The following is an 18,108-nucleotide window of genomic DNA, read 5'->3' on the forward strand; positions in this document are numbered from 1 at the left end:
TCAGCCGCGGTCGAGCCGGATGGCGATGTCGAGGACCTGGCGGTTGGCGGGAAAGGCGCCGTAGCCGTAGTTGACGGCGCCGGTGAGCAGGTTGATGCCGTAGAACCCGTAGCGGCCGGCGACCCTCAGCGTGGCGAAGGCACTGTTGGAGACGGTGACACCGTCGCGCAGCGAGCTGTGGACGTCGAAGCCCGCCGCGCCGGTCGCGGCCACGCGCAGGCCACCGGTCGGTACCAGGGTGCCCGCGCCGGCGGGCGACTGCAGGCTCACCTGGCCGGTGGTGGTGTTCACCGCGAAGAGTGTCGTGGCGGTGTCCGGGCTGAGGTCGTTGTTGGTGTATCCGGCACCTGACAGGCCGGTCGCGACCGTTCCCACGACGGCCGGCGAGATGGGCGGGGCGGTCAGCGTACGGTCGGCCACGGTCTGCCCGGCGGCCGGGCTACCCGCCGGGTCGTCGAGGTTGTGCCGCAGGTTCTGCCCGGTGTCGCTGATCACCCGCAGCCGGTTGGCCGCGGGGCTGAAGTCGACGCCGAAATGGTAGCCCCGCAGCGCCACGGTCAGCTGGGAGACCTTGGCCGCCTTGGCCGGGCCGCTGAGCGTGTAGACGCCGCCCAGGTCTCCGACGCCGTACAGCCTGCCGTTCTGCACGCGGTAGTCGATGCCCACGAGCCGGGTGTCGCCGTCGAGCCCGCGGATCCTGCCGAGGTCGCGCGTGCGGCCGGGGGAGCGGATCGCAAAGCCCACCAGACGCTGGTCGCCGGTCAGCCCGATGACGTCGATGCCGGGCCGCCCGCCGGCCGGTGCCGCCGCGGCACCGGCCGGCACCGCCGTGCCCAGCACCATCATCAGGGCGGTGAGTGTCCTTCGCATGTGCCTCTCCTTCGCGGCCGGGTGCCGTGTGCCCCCGGACTTCGGCGGCAAAGCCGTTACGGATCGGAGAGACTCCATCACACACGGCGACGCCCTGGCCCGCGAAGGGGGGCGGGGAGGCCGGCGTGTCTGCGACCCACCCTGCCCGCACGCCTACCAGGCCCGGCGAAACCGGCGAAACCTCGCACCCGGCGGTCCCGCGTGGTCGCGCACCCCCCACCGGGCCCGGCGCTCCGGCGAGGGGCGTCACCGGCGGAGCCCGGGGCGGCCGGAGCGTGGAGCGCGTGTACGGGCGACAGCGTCTCGGTGTGGACTTATATAAGCCAAACCTGAAATCAGCCGGCCCGCGCACCCGCCGCCGGGCGCTCCCCGGCTTGGAGCAGGAGGTCGGCTGCGGCACAATACCCGCCATGAACACCCCTCCGGCGCAACCCACTCCCGGCACCGTGCTGGAGGCCGTGCTCGAACGCATCACCTACGCCAACGAGGAGAGCGGCTACACCATCGCCAGGGTGGCCGCGGGCCGCTCCAGCGACCTGCTGACCGTGGTCGGGCCGCTGCTGGGGGCCCAGCCCGGCGAGTCACTGCGGCTGACCGGACGCTGGACCTCCCACCCCAAGTACGGCAAGCAGTTCGAGGTGTGGTCCTACACCACCGTGCTACCCGCCACCGTGCAGGGCATCCGGCGCTATCTGGGCTCAGGGCTGATCAAGGGCATCGGGCCGAAGATGGCCGAGCGGATCGTCGAGCACTTCGGCGTCGACACCCTTGAGGTCATCGAGGCCACCCCCGAGCGGCTGGTCGAGGTCCCCGGGCTCGGCCCCAAGCGAACCAAGATGATCGGCGTCGCCTGGGAGGAACAGAAGATCATCAAAGAGGTGATGATCTTCCTGCAGGGTGTCGGCGTGTCCACCTCGATCGCGGTCCGGATCTTCAAGCAGTACGGCGACAACTCCATCACCGTCGTCAAAAGCGAGCCCTACCGGCTGGCCGACGACGTGTGGGGCATCGGTTTCAAGACCGCCGACACCATCGCCCAGGCCGTGGGCATCCCTCACGACAGTCCCGAGCGCGTCAAGGCGGGCCTGCGCTACACCCTGTCCCAGGCCGCCGACGACGGCCACTGCTACCTTCCAGCGCCCAACCTCGTCGCCGACGCCGTGAAGATCCTGGAGGTCGCCGCCGAGCTGACCACACGGTGCCTGCAGGAGCTCATCGCCGAAGAAGGCGTGGTCGCCGAGGAGGTCCCGGTCGGCGACGGCACCGTCCCCGCGGTCTACCTGGTGCCCTTCCACCGCGCCGAACTGTCCCTGGCGGGCTCCTTGCGCACCCTGCTGACCTGCGAGCACGACCGGATGGGCGTCTTCGGCTCGGTCGACTGGGACATCGCGCTCAAATGGCTGCACACCCAGACCGGCGCCGACCTCGCCGAAGAACAGGCCCACGCGGTGCGGCTGGCGCTGACGCGCAAGGTCGCGGTGCTGACCGGAGGCCCGGGCTGCGGCAAGAGCTTCACCGTGCGCTCCATCGTCACCCTGGCCCGGGCGAAGAAGGCCAAGGTGATCTTGGCCGCTCCCACCGGCAGGGCGGCCAAGCGCCTGGCGGAGCTGACCGGCCACGAGGCCACCACCGTGCACCGGCTGCTGCAGCTACGCCCCGGCGGGGACGCCACCTTCGACCGCGACAACCCCCTGGACGCCGACCTGGTCGTGGTCGACGAGGCCTCGATGCTGGACCTGCTGCTGGCCAACAAGCTGGTCAAGGCCGTCGCCCCGGGCACGCACCTGCTCTTCGTGGGCGACGTCGACCAGCTGCCCTCGGTCGGCGCGGGCGAGGTGCTGCGGGATCTGCTGGCCGCCGAGAAGGAGATCCCCCGGGTACGGCTGACCCACATCTTCCGCCAGGCACAGGAGTCGGGGGTCGTCGTCAACGCCCACCGGGTCAACACCGGCCTGCACCCGGCACTGGAGGGCATGAGCGACTTCTTCCTGTTCCCGTGCGAGGAACCCGAGGAGATCGCGGCACTGACCGTGGACGTGGTCACCAACCGCATCCCGCGCAAATTCGGCCTCAACCCGCGCCGCGACGTGCAGGTGCTGGCCCCGATGCACCGGGGCGCGGCCGGGGCGGGCAACCTCAACCACGCGCTGCAGGAGGCGCTGACCCCCTCGCGCGAGGGCATGCCCGAGCGCCGCTACGGCGGGCGGGTCTTCCGGGTCGGCGACAAGGTCACCCAGCTACGCAACAACTACGAAAAGGGTGCCGCCGGGGTGTTCAACGGCACCGTGGGCCTGGTCGTCGACATCAAACCCGACGAGCACAAGCTGACCGTGCTGACCGACGAGGACGAGAACGTCGAGTACGGCTTCGACGAACTGGACGAGCTGGCCCACGCCTACGCGGTGTCGATCCACCGCTCCCAGGGCAGCGAATACCCGGTGGTGGTGATCCCGCTGGCCACCAGCGCGTGGATGATGCTCCAGCGCAACCTGCTCTACACCGCGATCACCCGGGCCAAGAAGCTCGTCGTCATCGTCGGCTCTCGCCGCGCGCTGGCCCAGGCTGTGCGCACCCGCGGCGCCGGGCGCCGCCACACCAGCCTCACCCACCGCCTGCGCCGGCCCTAGCGCGGTCGCGCAGAGCACGGCCCCGGCGCTGCCGGCCAGGTGGTGCAGCGCCCGGTCCAGTCCAGGCGGGGCCGGGCCGGGCTCTCCGGCGCTCCAGGCGCGCCCGTCCAGCCATCATCGGCCCCGGACGCTTCGGCACCGGCCGAAACATCCCTCTCCGCACCCCGTACCCGGCTCTGCGCGGCCGCTCTCATCTGACTCCCGGTCGGCATTTTTCCGGCTTTAAGAAGAGACCGAAACGTTATCAAATCGGTCGCAACCATGTGCAGTCACCATGCATCTCCCATTAGTGTTTTAAGGGCAGTTTGCTGTAGTGGGGGAGAGAAATTGTGCTGACCGTGGAACGCCACAGGACGCCACTGGCCGCTCTGGCCCTGGCGACCGCGGCGGTGCTGGCCACCGCCTGCTCTACAGGGGCGGACACGAAGGCTCCCGCCGCTGGCTCGGGCGGCGGCTCAGGCGGCGGCTCAGGCGCCGACGCCTCCAGTGCTCCGGCGGCACCGGAGATAAGGATCAGCCCCGCCAAGGGCAGCAAGACCGTACGGCCCAACAAGAGGGTCGTCGTCAGCGCCTCCAGCGGGGCACTGGAGCAGGTCACCGTGGAAAGCGGCGGCCAGGTACTGGAGGGCGACTTCGACGCCAAACGAACCAAGTGGATCTCCACCACCCCCATGATCCCCGCCAGCGACTACACCGTCTCGGCGCGCGCGGTGGACGGCACGACCGCCAGCAGCTCCTTCCGGACCCTCAAGCCCGAGCACGAGCTCGAGGTGGCGGACGTGACCCCGGCGATCAAGGGGGAGAAGGTCGGCGTGGGGGCGCCGATCATCGTCACCTTCAACCAGCAGATCGCCAACAAGGCCGGAGTGGAGAAGGCCCTGGAGGTCAAGGCGGAAAAACCGGTCCAGGGCGCGTGGCGCTGGATCAACGACACGACCGTGATCTACCGGACCGAGAAATTCTGGCAGCCCCACCAGAAGGTGACCTTCACCGCCCGCCTCAAAGGCGTCCAGGGCGGCAAGGACATGTACGGTGTCAAGGACATGACCAAGGTCATCCGGATCGGCGCGGCTCAGATCGCCACGATCGACACCCGCAAGCACAAGATGATCGTCAAACGCGACGGCAAGGTCGTGCAGACCATGCTGATCAGCGCGGGCAACGCCAGCACCCGCGAGTACACCACCACCAGCGGCATCCACCTGGCGATGGGCAAGGCCAACCCCGAGCGCATGATCTCCCCCGGCCGCAAGAAGGGCGACCCCGGCTACTACGACCTGATGATCAACCACGCGGTCCGCTTCTCCAACAGCGGAGAGTACGTGCACGCGCTGAACAACGTCTGGGCCCAGGGGCGCCGAAACGTCAGCCACGGCTGCATCAACTCCCGCCCCGACCAGGCCAAGTGGTACTACGACCAGGTCCAGCGCGGCGACGTGATCACCATCAGGGGCACCGACCGCGAGATGGAGTGGAACAACGGCTGGGGCTTCTGGCAGATGCCGTACGCGCAGTGGAAGAAGGGCAGCGCACTGGCCTGACCCCTCCCTCCCGCCGTCGCCACCGCGAACTCGGCCGCGATGGCGACGGCGGCCGCGCCGGAGCAAGGCTAGAGCAGGGTGAGCTGGGCCTGGCGCGGCAGCGCCAGCGGCAGGGGCTGCTCGGGCCGCACCGGGCCCATGCCATAGCGGGTGGCCAGTTGCAGGACCTGGTCGGTGACGCGGCGCACATAGCCGCTCTCGGCGTCGGCGCTCCTCGCGTACAGCTCGGCATAACGGGCCACCAGCGCCGGATGGTGCTCACCGAGCCAGGCCAGATACCACTCACGGGCGCCGGGAGGCAGGCGCAGCACGTGCGGGACGAGGCTGACGGCCCCGGCGTCGGCGACCCGGCGCACGGTGGCCGCGAGCTGGTCGGGGGAGTCGGTCAGCAGCGGCAGGATCGGCGCCATCGCCACCCCGCACGCCACCCCCCGCTCGTTCAGCTCGGCCACCAGCTCCAGGCGCTTTTGCGCGCTGTGGGCGCCGGGCTCCACACTGCGGCGGATCCGATCGTCGACGAACGCGATCGAGACGACCACCCCCGCGCCCGGAGTGGCGGCCAGCAGATCGGCATCGCGCAGGATCAACCGGCTCTTGGTGTGGACGGTGAACGGCGCCCCGGCCTCACGCAACGCGGTGACCAGACCGGGCATCAACCGGTAGATGTCCTCGGCGCCCTGGTAGCAGTCACCGCCCACCCCCACCGTGACATGCTCACCGTCCCAGCGCGAGGCCAGCTCCGCGCGCAGCCGCCGCACGATGTTGGTACGCACCACGATCCGCGAATCGAAGTCGCCGCCGGCGTCCAGCCCCAGGTAACGATGTCCCCGGCGCACCGAGCAGTAGCGGCAGGCCTGTGCACACCCCCGATACGGGCTGACGCTCCACCCCTCGGGCGTGCGCTCCAGCGCGGTGCGCGCCTGCACCTCGTAGCAGGTCAGCGCCCCGTGAACCCTGACCAGTGCGGAGCGCTCGATCCGCGGCCTGGCATCGGGCGGCGCGGCGAGCAGGGAAGGCGCGTCCCATCGCATACGGCTCAGTGGAACACGCTTTCGACACCGCTCGCAAGTGGATCCGGACACGGCGCGGGCACCGGATATCCGCCCTCGAGGCAGTGGCGGACCTTCTCAGGTACGGCGTCGCCGGGCAACCGGTGCGGCCCCGGAACACCTGATCGGATGAAATGATACGTTCGTGCCGATTTTGGGGGAGTGGTCATGGCGTGGTTGATCCTGGCAGGGGCGATCATCGCCGAGATCGCGGCGACCACCGCCCTCAAACTGAGCGACGGCTTCGCACACAAGGGCTGGGCGACCCTGGTCGTCGCCGGCTACGCCGCCGCCTTCATCCTGCTGGCCCAGGCGCTGAAACTACAACTGGAGGTCGGCACCGCCTACGCGGTCTGGGCCGGAGCCGGCACCGCGGCCATCGCCGCGATCGGCGTACTGTTCCTCGGCGAGACGATCAGCCTGGCCAAGGTCGCGGGCATCATTCTGATCATCGGCGGAGTCGTGGTGCTCAACCTGACCGGCAGCCCCCACTGACACCCGGCCGGAAATAACGCCTCGCCCACCGCGGAACATCTGCCCTACCCTGACCTGATGCTGAAGCCCTCCTACCCCATCCGAACCGACCGCCTGATCCTGCGCCCCTACACCCCGGCCGACCTCGACGCCCTGCACGCCATCCAGTCGCTCCCGCAGGTGGCCCGCTACCTGTACTGGGAACCACGCGACCGGGAACAGGCCGGCGAGGCACTGCAAACCAAGATCGCACAGACGGCGTTGCTCGAGGAGGGCCAGATCCTGACACTGGCGGTGGAACTGGCCGCCACCGGCGAACTGCTCGGCGACGGCATGCTGATCTGGCACAGCCGCACCCACCGCAGCGGCGAGATCGGCTACGTCTTCCACCCCGCCCACCACGGCAAGGGATACGCCACCGAGACCGGCCTGGCCCTGCTGGAGCTGGGCTTCGACGGCCTCGACCTGCACCGGATCATCGGACGCCTGGACGCCCGCAACGAGGCCTCGGCCCGGGTGCTGGAAAAACTGGGCATGCGCCGCGAGGCACACCTGGTGGACAACGAGATGGTCAAGGGCGAATGGACCAGCGAGCTCGACTACGCGATCCTGCAGCAGGAATGGCGCGCCCGGCGCTGACGACCACCGCTTCCGCCCGACCCGGCCCCCGCGAGAGGGCACGGTTGAACGACAGGGCCCCGGAGGGCACCATGTCTACGATGACCATCCTGCATCTGGCCCTGGCCTCCGACTGGGACGCCGCCCGGCGAACGGGGGAGTACCGCGTCTCCACCATCGGCCGCACCCTCGACGAAGAGGGCTTCATCCACGCCTGCGCGAGCCACGAACAGCTACGCGGCGTCGTGGAGCGCTTCTACAGCGACGTCACCGCCCCCCTCGTACTGCTCAGCGTCGACCCGCGCGGGCTGGACGTGCGCATGGAAGTGCCCGCCGACTCCTCCGAGGCGTTCCCGCACATCTACGGGCCGCTGCCGGTCACCGCGGTGACCTCCGTCCTGCCGTTCGCCCCACCCGGCCTCGACCCGCACCACCCGCGCGACGCCGACCAGGCCACAGCGCCCCGAAGGGAGCCGTGACACCAGTAGGCTGCGCGCCATGACCGACGTACACGGACCGACGATCCGCACACTCGACTCGACGGTCGTCTACACCAACCCCTGGATGAGCGTGCGCGAGGACCGCATCGAACGCCCCGACGGTTCCCACGGCATCTACGGCGTGGTGGACCAGCTCGACTTCGCCCTCGTCCTGCCCATGGAGAACGACGGTTTCCACCTCGTGGAGGAGTACCGCTACCCGGTGGGACGGCGCACCTGGAACTTCCCCCAGGGCGGGGTCAAGGACAGCCCCTCACCCCTGGTCACGGCGCGCACCGAACTGGCCCAGGAGACCGGCCTGCGAGCCGCCTCGATGACCCACCTGGGCCGCCTGCACAACGCCCACGGCACAACGGGCCAGCACTTCGACATCTTCCTCGCCACCGGCCTGACCGCGGGCACCCCCGACCGCGAGGACACCGAGCAGGACATGCGCCAGGAGTGGGTCTCGCGAACGGAACTGGAGCGGATGATCCTATGCGGCGCCATCACCGACAGCGGCTCGATCGCCGCCTACACCATGTTCCTGCTGCGCGAGGCGGCCTGAGAGCCCGACGAGACTCCGCCCCAGGCCTAGCCAAAACCGCTATTTACCCGACAATTCTCCATATCACAGGACATTAAACATTGACGGGACGGTCCCGCGCTGCACACACCGGCGGAACCTCGCCACCTCTTGATCATTTTTGACGGTCCGGCAGCTTGTGGATCTTGTTTGACGAAACAGTCAAGAGAGGGTGATCATGCACGGAAAGGGACTCCGGGCGCCATGGCGCACCCGGGAGGAAACCGCACCGTTCTCCGCTTTCCCGCGGCGGGGAGCACTCGGCGGATAGAGACCCGCACGGCACACCAGACAGGCCCTACCAGCATAAAACATCTCTAACCATACAGAAGGTTGATTCTGTATGGTTAGAGAAATGATCATCTCAACGCCTACTCAGCCGGCGGCGACCCGCTCCAGCCGCGATACGTCAACTCCCGGCGCAGGATCAAGTTCTCACCGTGCGCCCGCTCCAACGCCTGACGCAGCCCGGCCACCTCCTGGCGATGAGCGCTTTTCAGCCGGGTGATCTCCGCCGTCAAAGCGAGAACCACATTGTCCGCAGTACCACCCTTATCGGACTCATCCGCGACGACCGCCCGCACCGGTGTGGAGCGCTGGCGAAGTTGCTCGATACGCCGCCGCAGAACCTGGTGGCCGTACAGAAACGAATGAGAAACCCCCGCCTCCCGCTGCACAGCCTGAAACGTCACCGGCGCGCCCTTCCTGAGCAGACGCTTGATGGCCGCCTCGGCCGCCTGCACCTTTGCCTCGGACTTGCGCCGGGCCGCCGCGCTGAGAGCATTGATGCGCCGTTGCCGGCTACGGCATCGCGTGGCTGTGCAGGGTCTTGAACATCCGCCGCAACGCCTACCATGCCTGGCTCAAGCGGAAACCCGCCTGCCAGGCCAAAGCGGCCGAAGACGCCCGGATCACGGAGAAGATCCGCTGTCAGACAGGCTCTAGTGGGGCGAGGGGATGCGGCCCAGCGTGAGGTAGGCGATCGGGCCGAAGGGCTGGACGAGTAGCAACGGCCACCATAGCGCCTTACGTCCCCGGACCTGTCCAGCGGGCCTGCACCACAGGTCTGCGGCCGCCGTGGCAGTGAGCGACAGCTCTATGGAGACCAGCGTCAAAATCGCCGCCTGTTGCCGGTCGGAGAGGTCACGCCAGCGCTTGTGCGAACGTGTCATGAGTGCTCCTTGGTTGAGAGCGGCACGGGCTCGATGCGGACCAGTACGGTCCGCACCTCGCCTGCTTCCTCGGTGATGTCGGAGAGTCCTTGTATCTTCACCTCCATCGCACACCCGCAGGAGGGTTCCGGCACCGGCCGAACGTCACCCGCTACAAGGACCGATGTCTCCCGCGACGCCTCCGTAGGCTTGCAGGAGGTCGCCGCCTGGCACGGCGTCCAGCACGGCGAGAACGGCACACCGTGTCGGAGTGGCGCGGCAGCGCTCGCGCGGCCCTGTCACGGCAGAGTAGCGGGCGCACGACGAGTTTCGGATACCCGGCGCGGACCGTCGCGACCGCTCGGCTCACGACGGTTTCGGCAATCGCCTTCCGATCTGTCTCCTCGGTGGGCGCCCAGGCGGGCACATGGGGTGATCTACACCGCGTGACGTCGCCCCATGCGTGGAGAACGACCAGTTCCGCGCCGCTGCTGCGGGCCTCCCAGGCGCCCCAACTCAATGCCGCCCACCCGGCGGCCGAACCATCGAAGCCGACCAGGATGCGAGAAAACGACTGCCGGCATGTCATGGGGTCCTCCGTGATCCGTCCCGTGGCCCCGGTGGCGAAAGTCTTCATGCAACCGTGACCGGCCGGCCCCGGCCAGGGTCGCAGGTCCCGGCGAGCCGGGACCTGCGACCCTTCCGGCTCCGAGGCGGTCACCGGCCGGGGCCGGAGAACGTTGACGCGTGCGGAGGTACGGGGCCTTACGGGTTCTCATCCGATATCAGGCGAATGCCGGGTGCGAGCGCGCGCCCCTCCCCCAGCGGGGCGCACACCCAGATCGAGGAGAGCTGCCGTCCGTGAGGTTCTTCGACTGCTTCCGGCGCTCGGCGAAAGGTCGTGTGGTCGATGTCGTGCTCGGTCTTCTTTCGGGGGGGCGGGTCTTCGGGCTGTGGGGGGAGGCCCGGGTGCGGGCATTCGTTTACCGTGGGGGGTGGACATGATCGGTGATCTGGCGGGCAGGACGGGCCCGCGCGGGGGCGGCGCCCCCGCGCCGCCGTTTCGTGTTCGTGGCCTCGTCCTTGCCGGTGGGCGGTGCCGGTGTGAGGTGAGTGGCCGCTTCGGGGTGGCCTGGGTGCGAAAGGGGTGTCGTCGGGATCATGCGGCCGGCTGATCTGAATCGTCTTGGTGTGGGTGAGTGTGCCGACCGTTATGTGGAGCTGGTGCGGGCCAAGACCCTGACCGGTGCTCTGTCGATGTCGACGGCGGAGGTGTACGCGCGGGATGTGGCCACCTTTGTGCAGTTGGTCGGTGAGGAGGTGGTTTTGGATGACCTGACGGGTGAGGAGGTGGATGCCGTTCTGCTGGCCTTCGCGCGCAAGCCGGATGGGCGGCGGCGCTCGCAGCCGGAGGCCAGGTCGGGGGCGTTGCAGTCCGCCTCCTCGCAGGCGCGGTTTCGGCGGTCGGTCTCGGCGTTGTTCAAGCACGCGGTGCTGGTCGGGTGGGTGCAGATCAATCCGATGGCGACGGCTACGGTCACGGCCAGGGAGCGCGGAGGGCTGCGGCCGGAGCGGCGGGCGCTGACCCGTGAGCAGGCGCAGGGGTTGATCGGTGCGGCGCGTGACCTGAGCGGCGGGCCGGGAGAGGTGGCGGGCGCGGGGCGGGCGCGGCGTCGTGACCAGCGCACCGAGTTGCGTGACGGGCTGATCGTGTTGATGTTGTCGACGATGGGGCCGCGGGTGTCGGAGCTGGTGCGGGCCAATGTGGAGGATTTCTACACCAATGACGGGGTGCGTTACTGGCGGATCTTTGGTAAGGGCGGTAAGACGCGGGACGTGCCGCTGCCCGGTGATGTGGCCTTGGTGCTGGAGGCCTATCTGGCGCGGGGGCGGATGGTCTCGGCCGACAAGGCGTTGCTGTTGTCGTGGCGGGGGCGGCGTCTGGCGCGCGGGGATGTGCAGGCGGTGATCGACCGGGTGCAGCGGGGGGTGGATCCCGATCGGCGGCGTTCGGTGACGCCGCACGGGTTGCGGCACACCACGGCCACCCATCTGCTGGCCGACGCGGTGGACATGGACGCGGTGCGAAGGGTTTTGGGGCACAGTGATCTGGCGACGCTGGGGCGTTACCGCGATGAGCTGCCCGGGGAGCTGGAGGTGGCGATGCGTTCGCATCCGTTGCTGCGTGGCCCGGTGTCGGGTTGAGTGCGCCGCTCCCCCGGCCGTGAGGTCTCCTGGACTCCGCCTTGGGCTACAAGCCCGGTTTCGCGCCGACACCGTTTCCCGCGGTGATCTGCGCCTCGGTCAACGACGTGATCGTGCACGGCATCCCCTGGGCGCTGTCCAGTACCGACGGCAGCCGGGCGGCGCATGTGGAGCACACGGTGGCCGTCACCGCCGACGGGCCGCGCGTGCTGACCCTGCTGTGAGGGTGCGGGCGCACGGCGCAGGTCTGACCCGATACCGGCGACGACGTGCTCGGCGGGACGCTCCCGCCGAGCACGTCGTCGCCGGCACTTCTGAAGGCGACGCTCAGGTGAAGGCGACGCTCAGCGGATGGGTACGGCGGAGGACTCCTCCCCCGCTCCGAGCCCGTCTCCCGGGTCTCCCGGGTCTCCCGGGTCTCCCGGGTCTCCCAGGTCTTCGAGGGGGACGGCCCGCTGGTCGAACTGGGTGCGATACAGCTGCGCGTAGCGGCCGTCGGCGGCCAGCAGCGCGGTGTGCGTGCCGCGCTCGGCGATGCGCCCGTTCTCGACGACCAGGATGAGGTCCGCGGCGCGGACCGTCGACAGCCGGTGGGCGATGACCAGCGCGGTCCGCCCGGCCAGCGCTTCGGCCAACGCCTCCTGCACCGCGGCCTCACTGGTGGAGTCCAGGTGCGCGGTGGCCTCGTCCAGCACCACCAGCCGCGGCCGGGCCAGCAGCAGCCTGGCGATGGTCAGCCGCTGGCGCTCGCCCCCCGAGAGACGGTAGCCGCGCTCGCCGACCACGGTGTCCAGGCCCTCGGGCAGTGCCGCGACCAGCTCGGCCAGCCGGGCGCGCCGCAGCACCTCCCACAGCTCCTCGGGCTCGGCTTGCGGCCGCGCCAGCAGCAGGTTGGCCCGGATCGAGTCGTGAAACAGGTGCCCGTCCTGGGTCACCATGCCCAGCGTCCGGCGGATCGAGGTCGCCGACAGCTCGCGCACGTCCACCCCCGAAAGGCGTACCGCGCCGCTGTCGACGTCGTACAGGCGTGCCAGCAACTGCGCGATCGTCGACTTACCGGCTCCGGAGGATCCCACCAGCGCGATCAGCTGGCCGGCCTCGGCGCGGAAGGACACCCCGTGCAGCACCGCCTCGCCGCCGCGCGCGTCCAGCGTGGCGACCTCCTCCAGGGAGGCCAGCGACACCTTCTCGGCCGATGGGTAGGCGAAGCCGACCTGGTCGAACTCCACGCTCACCGGCCCCTCGGGCACCGCCCGGGCGTCCGGACTGTCGGTGATCAGGGGTTTCAGGTCGAGGATCTCGAAGACCCGCTCGAAGCTGACCAGGGCGCTCATCACCTCCACCCGGGCGCCGGCCAGCGCCGTCAGCGGTGCGTAAAGGCGGGTCAGCAGCAACGCCAGCGCCACCACCGCGCCCGGCTCCAGTTGCCGGCTCAGCGCGTAGAAGCCGCCCAGGCCGTACACCAGTGCCAGTGCCAGCGCCGAGACCAGTGTGAGGGCGGTGACGAACACCGACCGCACCATCGCGGTGCGTACCCCGATGTCACGCACCCGCCGCGCCCGTGCCAGGAACTCGGCCGACTCCCGCTCAGGACGGCCGAACAGCTTGATCAGGGTGGCGCCGGGCGCGGAGAAACGCTCGGTCATCTGCGTGCTCATCGCCGCGTTGTGGTCGGCCGCCTCGCGCTCCAGCCGTGCCAGCCGGGCGCCGACGCGCCGGGCCGGCACCACGAACACCGGTAGCAGCACCAGTGCCAGCGCGGTCAGCTGCCAGGAGATGCCGATCATCACCACCAGGGTCAGGGCGAGGGTGACCAGGTTGCCCGCCACCCCCGACAGGGTGTCGCTGAAGGCGCGCTGGGCGCCGATGACGTCGTTGTTCAAGCGGCTGACCAGCGCACCGGTGCGGGTGCGGGTGAAGAAGGCGACCGGCATGCGCTGCACGTGGTCGAAGACGGCGCCGCGCAGCCGCAGGATCAGCCCCTCGCCGATGCTCGCCGACATCCAGCGCGTCACCAGTCCCAGCGCCGCCTCGGCCAGGGCGATCACCGCGATCAGTCCCGCCAGGCCGGCCACGACGCTCACCGCGGCGCCGGTGACGATCGCGTCGATCACCTGCCCGGCCAGCACCGGGGTGGCCACCGCCAGCACCGCCGAGACGACGCTCAGCAGCAGGAACCAGGCCAGTAGCGTGCGGTGCGGGCGTGCGAAGGTGACGATGCGCCGCAGTGTGGCGGCCGAGAACGGCCGCCGGTCGCGCTGGGCGTTCATCGCACCGTACAGCGAATGCCAGGCGGCCATTTCCATGTTCATCACGCGCCACCACGTTTCCTGTGCTCGTTGTGCGGGGTGTCTGTGCCGGTGGCGGCTTCGAGGCCCCGCGAGGGGAAAGCCGGTGCGCGGCGCCAGGATACGACCCTAAAAGCTGAACTTGACTTGAGGTCAAGGGGCGCCTTTCCCGGACGCGCCCTCCGCTTCCGGCGTTTCCGGTTCCGCTTCCGGCGTTTCCGGTTCCGCTTCCGGTGTTTCTGATTCCGGTGTTTCCAGGAGGGAGTGCGAGGCCATCCGCGGCAGTGGGAACGGCCGCCGTGCGAGGCCGGGACGGCGCGGTTGAGGGCCCGCGGAGGGGACCGGCACCTGGTCCCCCTAGGCTGGAGGCCGTTTCCCCCGACGTCCGGATTCTCTGCTTTCGGATGACCCCTTTCTGGGAAGGTGTACTCGCTGTGCCGATCGAACTCCGCCTGTTTCGTTATGTGGCGCTCGCCGAGGCGTTCTCCTGGACGGGACTGCTCATCGGCATGTACTTCAAGTACGTCGCCGCCACCGGGGATGTCGGGGTGAAGATCTTCGGGCCGGTGCACGGCGCCCTGTTCGTTCTCTACGTGGTCGCGGTGCTGGTCGCCGCTCGCCAGGCCCGCTGGAGCCTGGGCACGGTCCTCGTGGGCCTGGCCTGCTCGGTGCCGCCGCTGGCCACGCTCTGGTTCGAGCGGCGGCTCCTGGCCCGTCACCGCCGGCCGGCGACCGTCTGACCCTGTCGTCTGACCCTGTCGGCCGGCCTGACCCTCCGGCCTCGCAGGACGCTGCCGGCCGATTTCGGCCGGCCCCCGATGTCGTCACCCGATGCGGGACGCGGGTCACGAAGATCTGAAACGAACCGGATGGCGGAGTCTCAGCGGAGTCTCACAGGTCCAGGATCGCGCGGGTGGCCGCCCGGCAGCGCCGCGGGTCGGTCAGCAGGTCGACGCAGTCGCCGAATTGGTCGACCGAACCCACCGGCGGCAGCGCCCGCACGCGGGTGTCGGTGATGGCGCCGCTGAGGGCGTCGGCGAACCGGCCGGCGTCGATGACCTGGAAGGGCCGCCGGTGATACGCCCGCAGGCTCCCCTCCAGCGCCGGACCCGCCCCTACCCGGTTGTGCAGGGCCGCCGCCCGCCGGTAGACCACCCCCAGGTGCTCCTCCCGCTGCCGCCACCCGGTGGCCGCAACCGCCGCCGACAGGGCGTCTGCCAACTCCGCCGTGCCCGACAGCCGCGCGAAGGCGCTGCCCAGCCATTTGGCGTACGGCGGGTAGCGGCGGCGCATCAGCAGCACCAGACGCATCAGGTCACGGGCCAGGCCGGCGGTGACCAGGGCGGAGCCCAGATCGTCGCCGACCTCCCCGCACCTTCCGGGGAAGGCCTCCTGCTGGGCCAGGCGTCTCCACTGCCCGGCCAGCACGTAGCGTTCCAGATCCGGCGGGTACCAGCCCAACGCGGCGCGGACGCGCTCCATGACGTCCAGGCCGTCGTGGAACACCTCCCCGCAGGTGACCTCCGCCAGCCGCTGCCAGGGGGTCGACAGCCAGTCCAGCACGCTCACCCCCCGCAGAGGGTCGAAGCCGAGCCGCCCGGTGAACCAGGTCGCCGCATCACCGACCTGCACGCCATGCCGGCCGGCGCCGGTCACGGCGGTGGGGTAGCCGCGGAAAACCTCCGGCAGCCCGCCGTCGACGGCGCGGCGGGCCTGCTGGACTCGGTGCTCCTCGACGAAGACCACCACCCGGGGACCCCAGTCATGGTCGGTGGAGCGTTCGGTGTCGAACGCCAATACCTCCGACCCGGCGCCGATCAGCGCGGCGCTGTGCGGCACATCGGCCATGATCGGCCGCACGACCTGGATGTAGAAAGCGCGAGAAAGCTCTAAACCAGGTATGAAACCAGACATCATTTCGTCCACTCTGCCTGCCGCGACCTCGCCCCGCACCAGGTTTTCCCACCGCCTGCCCGAGCGGGTTCAGGCGCCCTCCAAGGCCGCGGCGGCGAGCGGGCGGACGCGCAGCCCCAACCGCTCGTACAGGGCGAGCGCGGCATGGTTGGCGGTGTCGACCATCGGCGCGGCGCGGCCGCATGAGGCGAGCAGGTCGCCCAGCACCAGGCGGCACACCATTTCGCCGTACCCGGTGCCGCGGCGGCGCGCGGCGGTGGCGACCCCGGCGACGAAGCCCACCTGCGGGCAGGACCAGGCGTCGGCGGCCACCGCGACCAGGTCGCCGTCGTCGCCGCGCACGCCCGCCCAGCGGCGTACGCCGGCCACACCGGGCGCCGCCCACGAGGAGGGCGCCGCGGCCGCGAGCAGTGCGCTCACCTCCCCTCCTCCTCCTCCTGGCCCAGCCACCGTGCCCGTCCCGGTCTCGCACCGAGGGCGGGGCTCAGCCGGTGGGTGTCCATCCACTCGAACGTCCCCAGCAACCCAAGCCTCGGCGAGCGGGCGGCCACCTGCCGCACCAGTGCCCGGCTGCCCACCACCCGGTAGGAGGGGCCGACCTGCCCCAGCACCCACTCCGCCAGCGCGGCCACCTGCTCGGGCTCACCGCACACCGTCAGACGGTCACGGCGGTTGAGATCGGGACAGGCCACCGCGACCGCCTCCCCCAGCGCCCAGGCCCGCACGCTCTCCTTCATCCCCTGGGCGCCCCACAGCACGAGCGGATCGCCGGCGCAGGCGGCGGCCACCTCGGCCACCTCGCGCAGCACCCTCGGCACCCTCGGCGCACGGCTCAGAGGATCGCCCCGGGCCGGTAGGCGGCCGCCTGCGGGTAGCGGGCCACGACCGCCTCCACGCGGGCCACGACCTCCGCCACCTGGGAGGTGGCCGCGCCGGTGAAGGAGAGCGGCTCCCCCAGCAGGCCCTCCAGTGCCGCCCGGTCCAGCGGGAAGCGATCGTCGGCCGCCAGGCGGGCGAGCAGTTCGTTACCGGCGGCGCCCTCGCGCATGGCCAGCGCCGAGGCCACCGCGTGCTCCTTGATCAGCTCGTGGGCGCTCTCGCGGCCCAGCCCGGCACGCACCGCGGCCATCAGCATCTTCGTCGTGGCCAGGAAGGGCAGGTAGCGCTCCAGCTCGGCATCGATCACCGCGGGGAAGGCGCCGAACTCCCCCAGCACCGTCAGCATGGTCTCCACCAGGCCGTCGAACGCGAAGAACGCGTCCGGCAGCGCCACCCGGCGCACCACCGAGCACGACACATCGCCCTCGTTCCACTGGTCGCCCGCCAGCTCCCCGGCCATCGACGCATACCCGCGCAGGATCACCGTCAGCCCGTTGACCCGCTCACACGAGCGGGTGTTCATCTTGTGCGGCATCGCCGAGGAGCCGACCTGCCCCTGGACGAATCCCTCGGTGACCAGCTCGTGCCCGGCCATCAGCCGGATCGTCTTGGCCAGCGAGGAGGGAGCCGCGGCCAGCTGTACCAGCGCGGTGAGCGCCTCGTAGTCCAGTGAACGCGGATACACCTGCCCCACGCTGGTCAGCCGACGGGTGAACCCCAGGTGCGCGGCCACCTCGTCCTCCAGCGCGGCCAGCTTGGCCGCGTCCCCGCCCAGCAGGTCCAGCATGTCCTGGGCGGTGCCGACCGGACCCTTGACACCGCGCAGCGGGTAGCGGCCGAGCAGCTCCTCCAGCCGGGCGAACGCCACCAGCAGCTCATCGGCGGCCGAGGCGAAACGCTTGCCCAGCGTGGTGGACTGCGCGGCCACGTTGTGCGAGCGCCCGGCCATCACCACGTGCGAGTGCTCGGCCGCCAGCCCCGCCAGCCCCGCCAGCCCCGCCAGCAGCGCCACGCACCGATCCCGTACCAGCACCAGGCTGTCGCGGATCTGCAGCTGCTCGACGTTCTCGGTCAGATCCCTCGACGTCATGCCCTTGTGCACCTGCTCATGCCCGGCCAGCGCGTTGAACTCCTCGATGCGGGCCTTGACGTCGTGGCGGGTGACGCGCTCACGGGCGGCGATCGACTCCAGATCGACCCGCTCGACGACCTTCTCGTAATCGGCCACCGCCTCGGGCGGGACCTCCACCCCCAGCCGCGCCTGCGCGGCCAGCACGGCCAGCCACAGGCGCCGCTCGGCCACCACCTTGTACTCGGAGGACCACAGACGGGCCAGCTGCGGCGAGGCGTAGCGGGCGGCAAGGACATTGGGGATACGCGGCTTGGCAGTCACGTTGCGTCAGTATATTCCGCCGTCCCCACCCGCC

General features: G+C 70.3%; 18 protein-coding genes and 1 pseudogene. 9 read left to right on the forward strand and 10 right to left on the reverse strand.

What is annotated here, in order from left to right; translation table 11 throughout:
• Entirely contained in the window at positions 1-870 is an 870-nt protein-coding gene (locus tag OG884_RS35230; RefSeq protein ID WP_326640086.1) for a DUF4394 domain-containing protein, read from the reverse strand.
• 410 nt (positions 871-1,280) lie between these two features.
• Here OG884_RS35230 and recD2 point away from each other — a divergent pair, with 410 nt between their 5' ends.
• Positions 1,281-3,497: an SF1B family DNA helicase RecD2 gene (gene recD2, locus OG884_RS35235; protein WP_326640089.1), complete on the forward strand. Its 2,217-nt coding sequence runs from the start codon at positions 1,281-1,283 to the stop codon at positions 3,495-3,497.
• A 329-nt stretch (positions 3,498-3,826) separates the two neighbouring features.
• The gene (locus OG884_RS35240) at positions 3,827-5,038 is read left to right on the forward strand and encodes a L,D-transpeptidase (RefSeq protein WP_326640091.1); all 1,212 of its coding nucleotides are present in this window, start codon (positions 3,827-3,829) and stop codon (positions 5,036-5,038) included.
• Between the two features lie 68 nt (positions 5,039-5,106).
• Here OG884_RS35240 and OG884_RS35245 read toward each other — a convergent pair whose 3' ends face one another.
• A complete protein-coding gene (locus OG884_RS35245; protein WP_326640093.1) occupies positions 5,107-6,069 on the reverse strand; it encodes a radical SAM protein in 963 nt (320 codons plus the stop codon).
• A gap of 186 nt (positions 6,070-6,255) precedes the next feature.
• Here OG884_RS35245 and OG884_RS35250 point away from each other — a divergent pair, with 186 nt between their 5' ends.
• From OG884_RS35250 to OG884_RS35265, 4 genes are all read left to right on the forward strand, one after another.
• A complete protein-coding gene (locus tag OG884_RS35250) occupies positions 6,256-6,582 on the forward strand; it encodes a DMT family transporter (protein WP_326640095.1) in 327 nt (108 codons plus the stop codon).
• A 57-nt stretch (positions 6,583-6,639) separates the two neighbouring features.
• Entirely contained in the window at positions 6,640-7,200 is a 561-nt protein-coding gene (locus OG884_RS35255; protein WP_326640098.1) for a GNAT family N-acetyltransferase, read from the forward strand.
• An 80-nt stretch (positions 7,201-7,280) separates the two neighbouring features.
• Complete coding sequence (locus tag OG884_RS35260; RefSeq protein WP_326640100.1) at positions 7,281-7,658, forward strand: DUF952 domain-containing protein; 378 nt, start codon at positions 7,281-7,283, stop codon at positions 7,656-7,658.
• Positions 7,659-7,677: 19 nt separating this feature from the next.
• Positions 7,678-8,226 (forward strand): NUDIX hydrolase, encoded by a 549-nt coding sequence (locus OG884_RS35265; RefSeq protein ID WP_326640102.1) that lies wholly within the window; start codon positions 7,678-7,680, stop codon positions 8,224-8,226.
• 389 nt (positions 8,227-8,615) lie between these two features.
• Here the strand turns inward: OG884_RS35265 and OG884_RS35270 are convergent, their stop codons facing one another.
• The 3 genes from OG884_RS35270 to OG884_RS37775 form a co-directional block, all read right to left on the reverse strand.
• Complete coding sequence (locus tag OG884_RS35270; RefSeq protein WP_326647097.1) at positions 8,616-9,032, reverse strand: DUF6262 family protein; 417 nt, start codon at positions 9,030-9,032, stop codon at positions 8,616-8,618.
• A gap of 153 nt (positions 9,033-9,185) precedes the next feature.
• Positions 9,186-9,416, reverse strand: coding sequence for a hypothetical protein (locus tag OG884_RS35275; RefSeq protein ID WP_326640104.1), 231 nt, complete (start codon positions 9,414-9,416; stop codon positions 9,186-9,188).
• Positions 9,417-9,567: 151 nt separating this feature from the next.
• Complete coding sequence (locus tag OG884_RS37775; RefSeq protein WP_442811598.1) at positions 9,568-10,032, reverse strand: universal stress protein; 465 nt, start codon at positions 10,030-10,032, stop codon at positions 9,568-9,570.
• A 554-nt stretch (positions 10,033-10,586) separates the two neighbouring features.
• Between OG884_RS37775 and OG884_RS35280 the strand changes: the two genes are divergently transcribed.
• Positions 10,587-11,600, forward strand: a complete 1,014-nt coding sequence (locus OG884_RS35280; RefSeq protein ID WP_326640106.1) for a tyrosine-type recombinase/integrase — start codon at positions 10,587-10,589, stop codon at positions 11,598-11,600.
• Positions 11,601-11,737: 137 nt separating this feature from the next.
• Positions 11,738-11,824: pseudogene (locus tag OG884_RS35285) on the forward strand (type I methionyl aminopeptidase); the annotation flags it as partial.
• A 120-nt stretch (positions 11,825-11,944) separates the two neighbouring features.
• On the opposite strand, the gene OG884_RS35290 reads toward OG884_RS35285, so the two are convergent.
• Positions 11,945-13,912 (reverse strand): ABC transporter ATP-binding protein, encoded by a 1,968-nt coding sequence (locus OG884_RS35290; protein ID WP_326640108.1) that lies wholly within the window; start codon positions 13,910-13,912, stop codon positions 11,945-11,947.
• Between the two features lie 410 nt (positions 13,913-14,322).
• On the opposite strand from OG884_RS35290, the gene OG884_RS35295 reads away from it, so the two are divergent.
• On the forward strand, positions 14,323-14,628 hold the full coding sequence (locus OG884_RS35295; RefSeq protein ID WP_326640109.1) for a DUF3817 domain-containing protein: 306 nt from the start codon (positions 14,323-14,325) through the stop codon (positions 14,626-14,628).
• 151 nt (positions 14,629-14,779) lie between these two features.
• Here OG884_RS35295 and OG884_RS35300 read toward each other — a convergent pair whose 3' ends face one another.
• From OG884_RS35300 to purB, 4 genes are all read right to left on the reverse strand, one after another.
• Positions 14,780-15,748: a DUF4037 domain-containing protein gene (locus OG884_RS35300; protein WP_326640111.1), complete on the reverse strand. Its 969-nt coding sequence runs from the start codon at positions 15,746-15,748 to the stop codon at positions 14,780-14,782.
• A 123-nt stretch (positions 15,749-15,871) separates the two neighbouring features.
• On the reverse strand, positions 15,872-16,222 hold the full coding sequence (locus tag OG884_RS35305; protein ID WP_326640113.1) for a GNAT family N-acetyltransferase: 351 nt from the start codon (positions 16,220-16,222) through the stop codon (positions 15,872-15,874).
• On the reverse strand, positions 16,219-16,611 hold the full coding sequence (locus OG884_RS35310) for a hypothetical protein (RefSeq protein WP_326640114.1): 393 nt from the start codon (positions 16,609-16,611) through the stop codon (positions 16,219-16,221). The genes OG884_RS35305 and OG884_RS35310 overlap by 4 nt, the downstream gene beginning before the upstream one ends.
• Before the next feature lie 23 nt (positions 16,612-16,634).
• The gene (purB, locus tag OG884_RS35315) at positions 16,635-18,074 is read right to left on the reverse strand and encodes an adenylosuccinate lyase (protein ID WP_326640116.1); all 1,440 of its coding nucleotides are present in this window, start codon (positions 18,072-18,074) and stop codon (positions 16,635-16,637) included.
• Positions 18,075-18,108: the final 34 nt, after the last annotated feature.

The organism is Streptosporangium sp. NBC_01755, assembly GCF_035917995.1.
In the GTDB taxonomy this organism is placed as follows: domain Bacteria; phylum Actinomycetota; class Actinomycetes; order Streptosporangiales; family Streptosporangiaceae; genus Streptosporangium.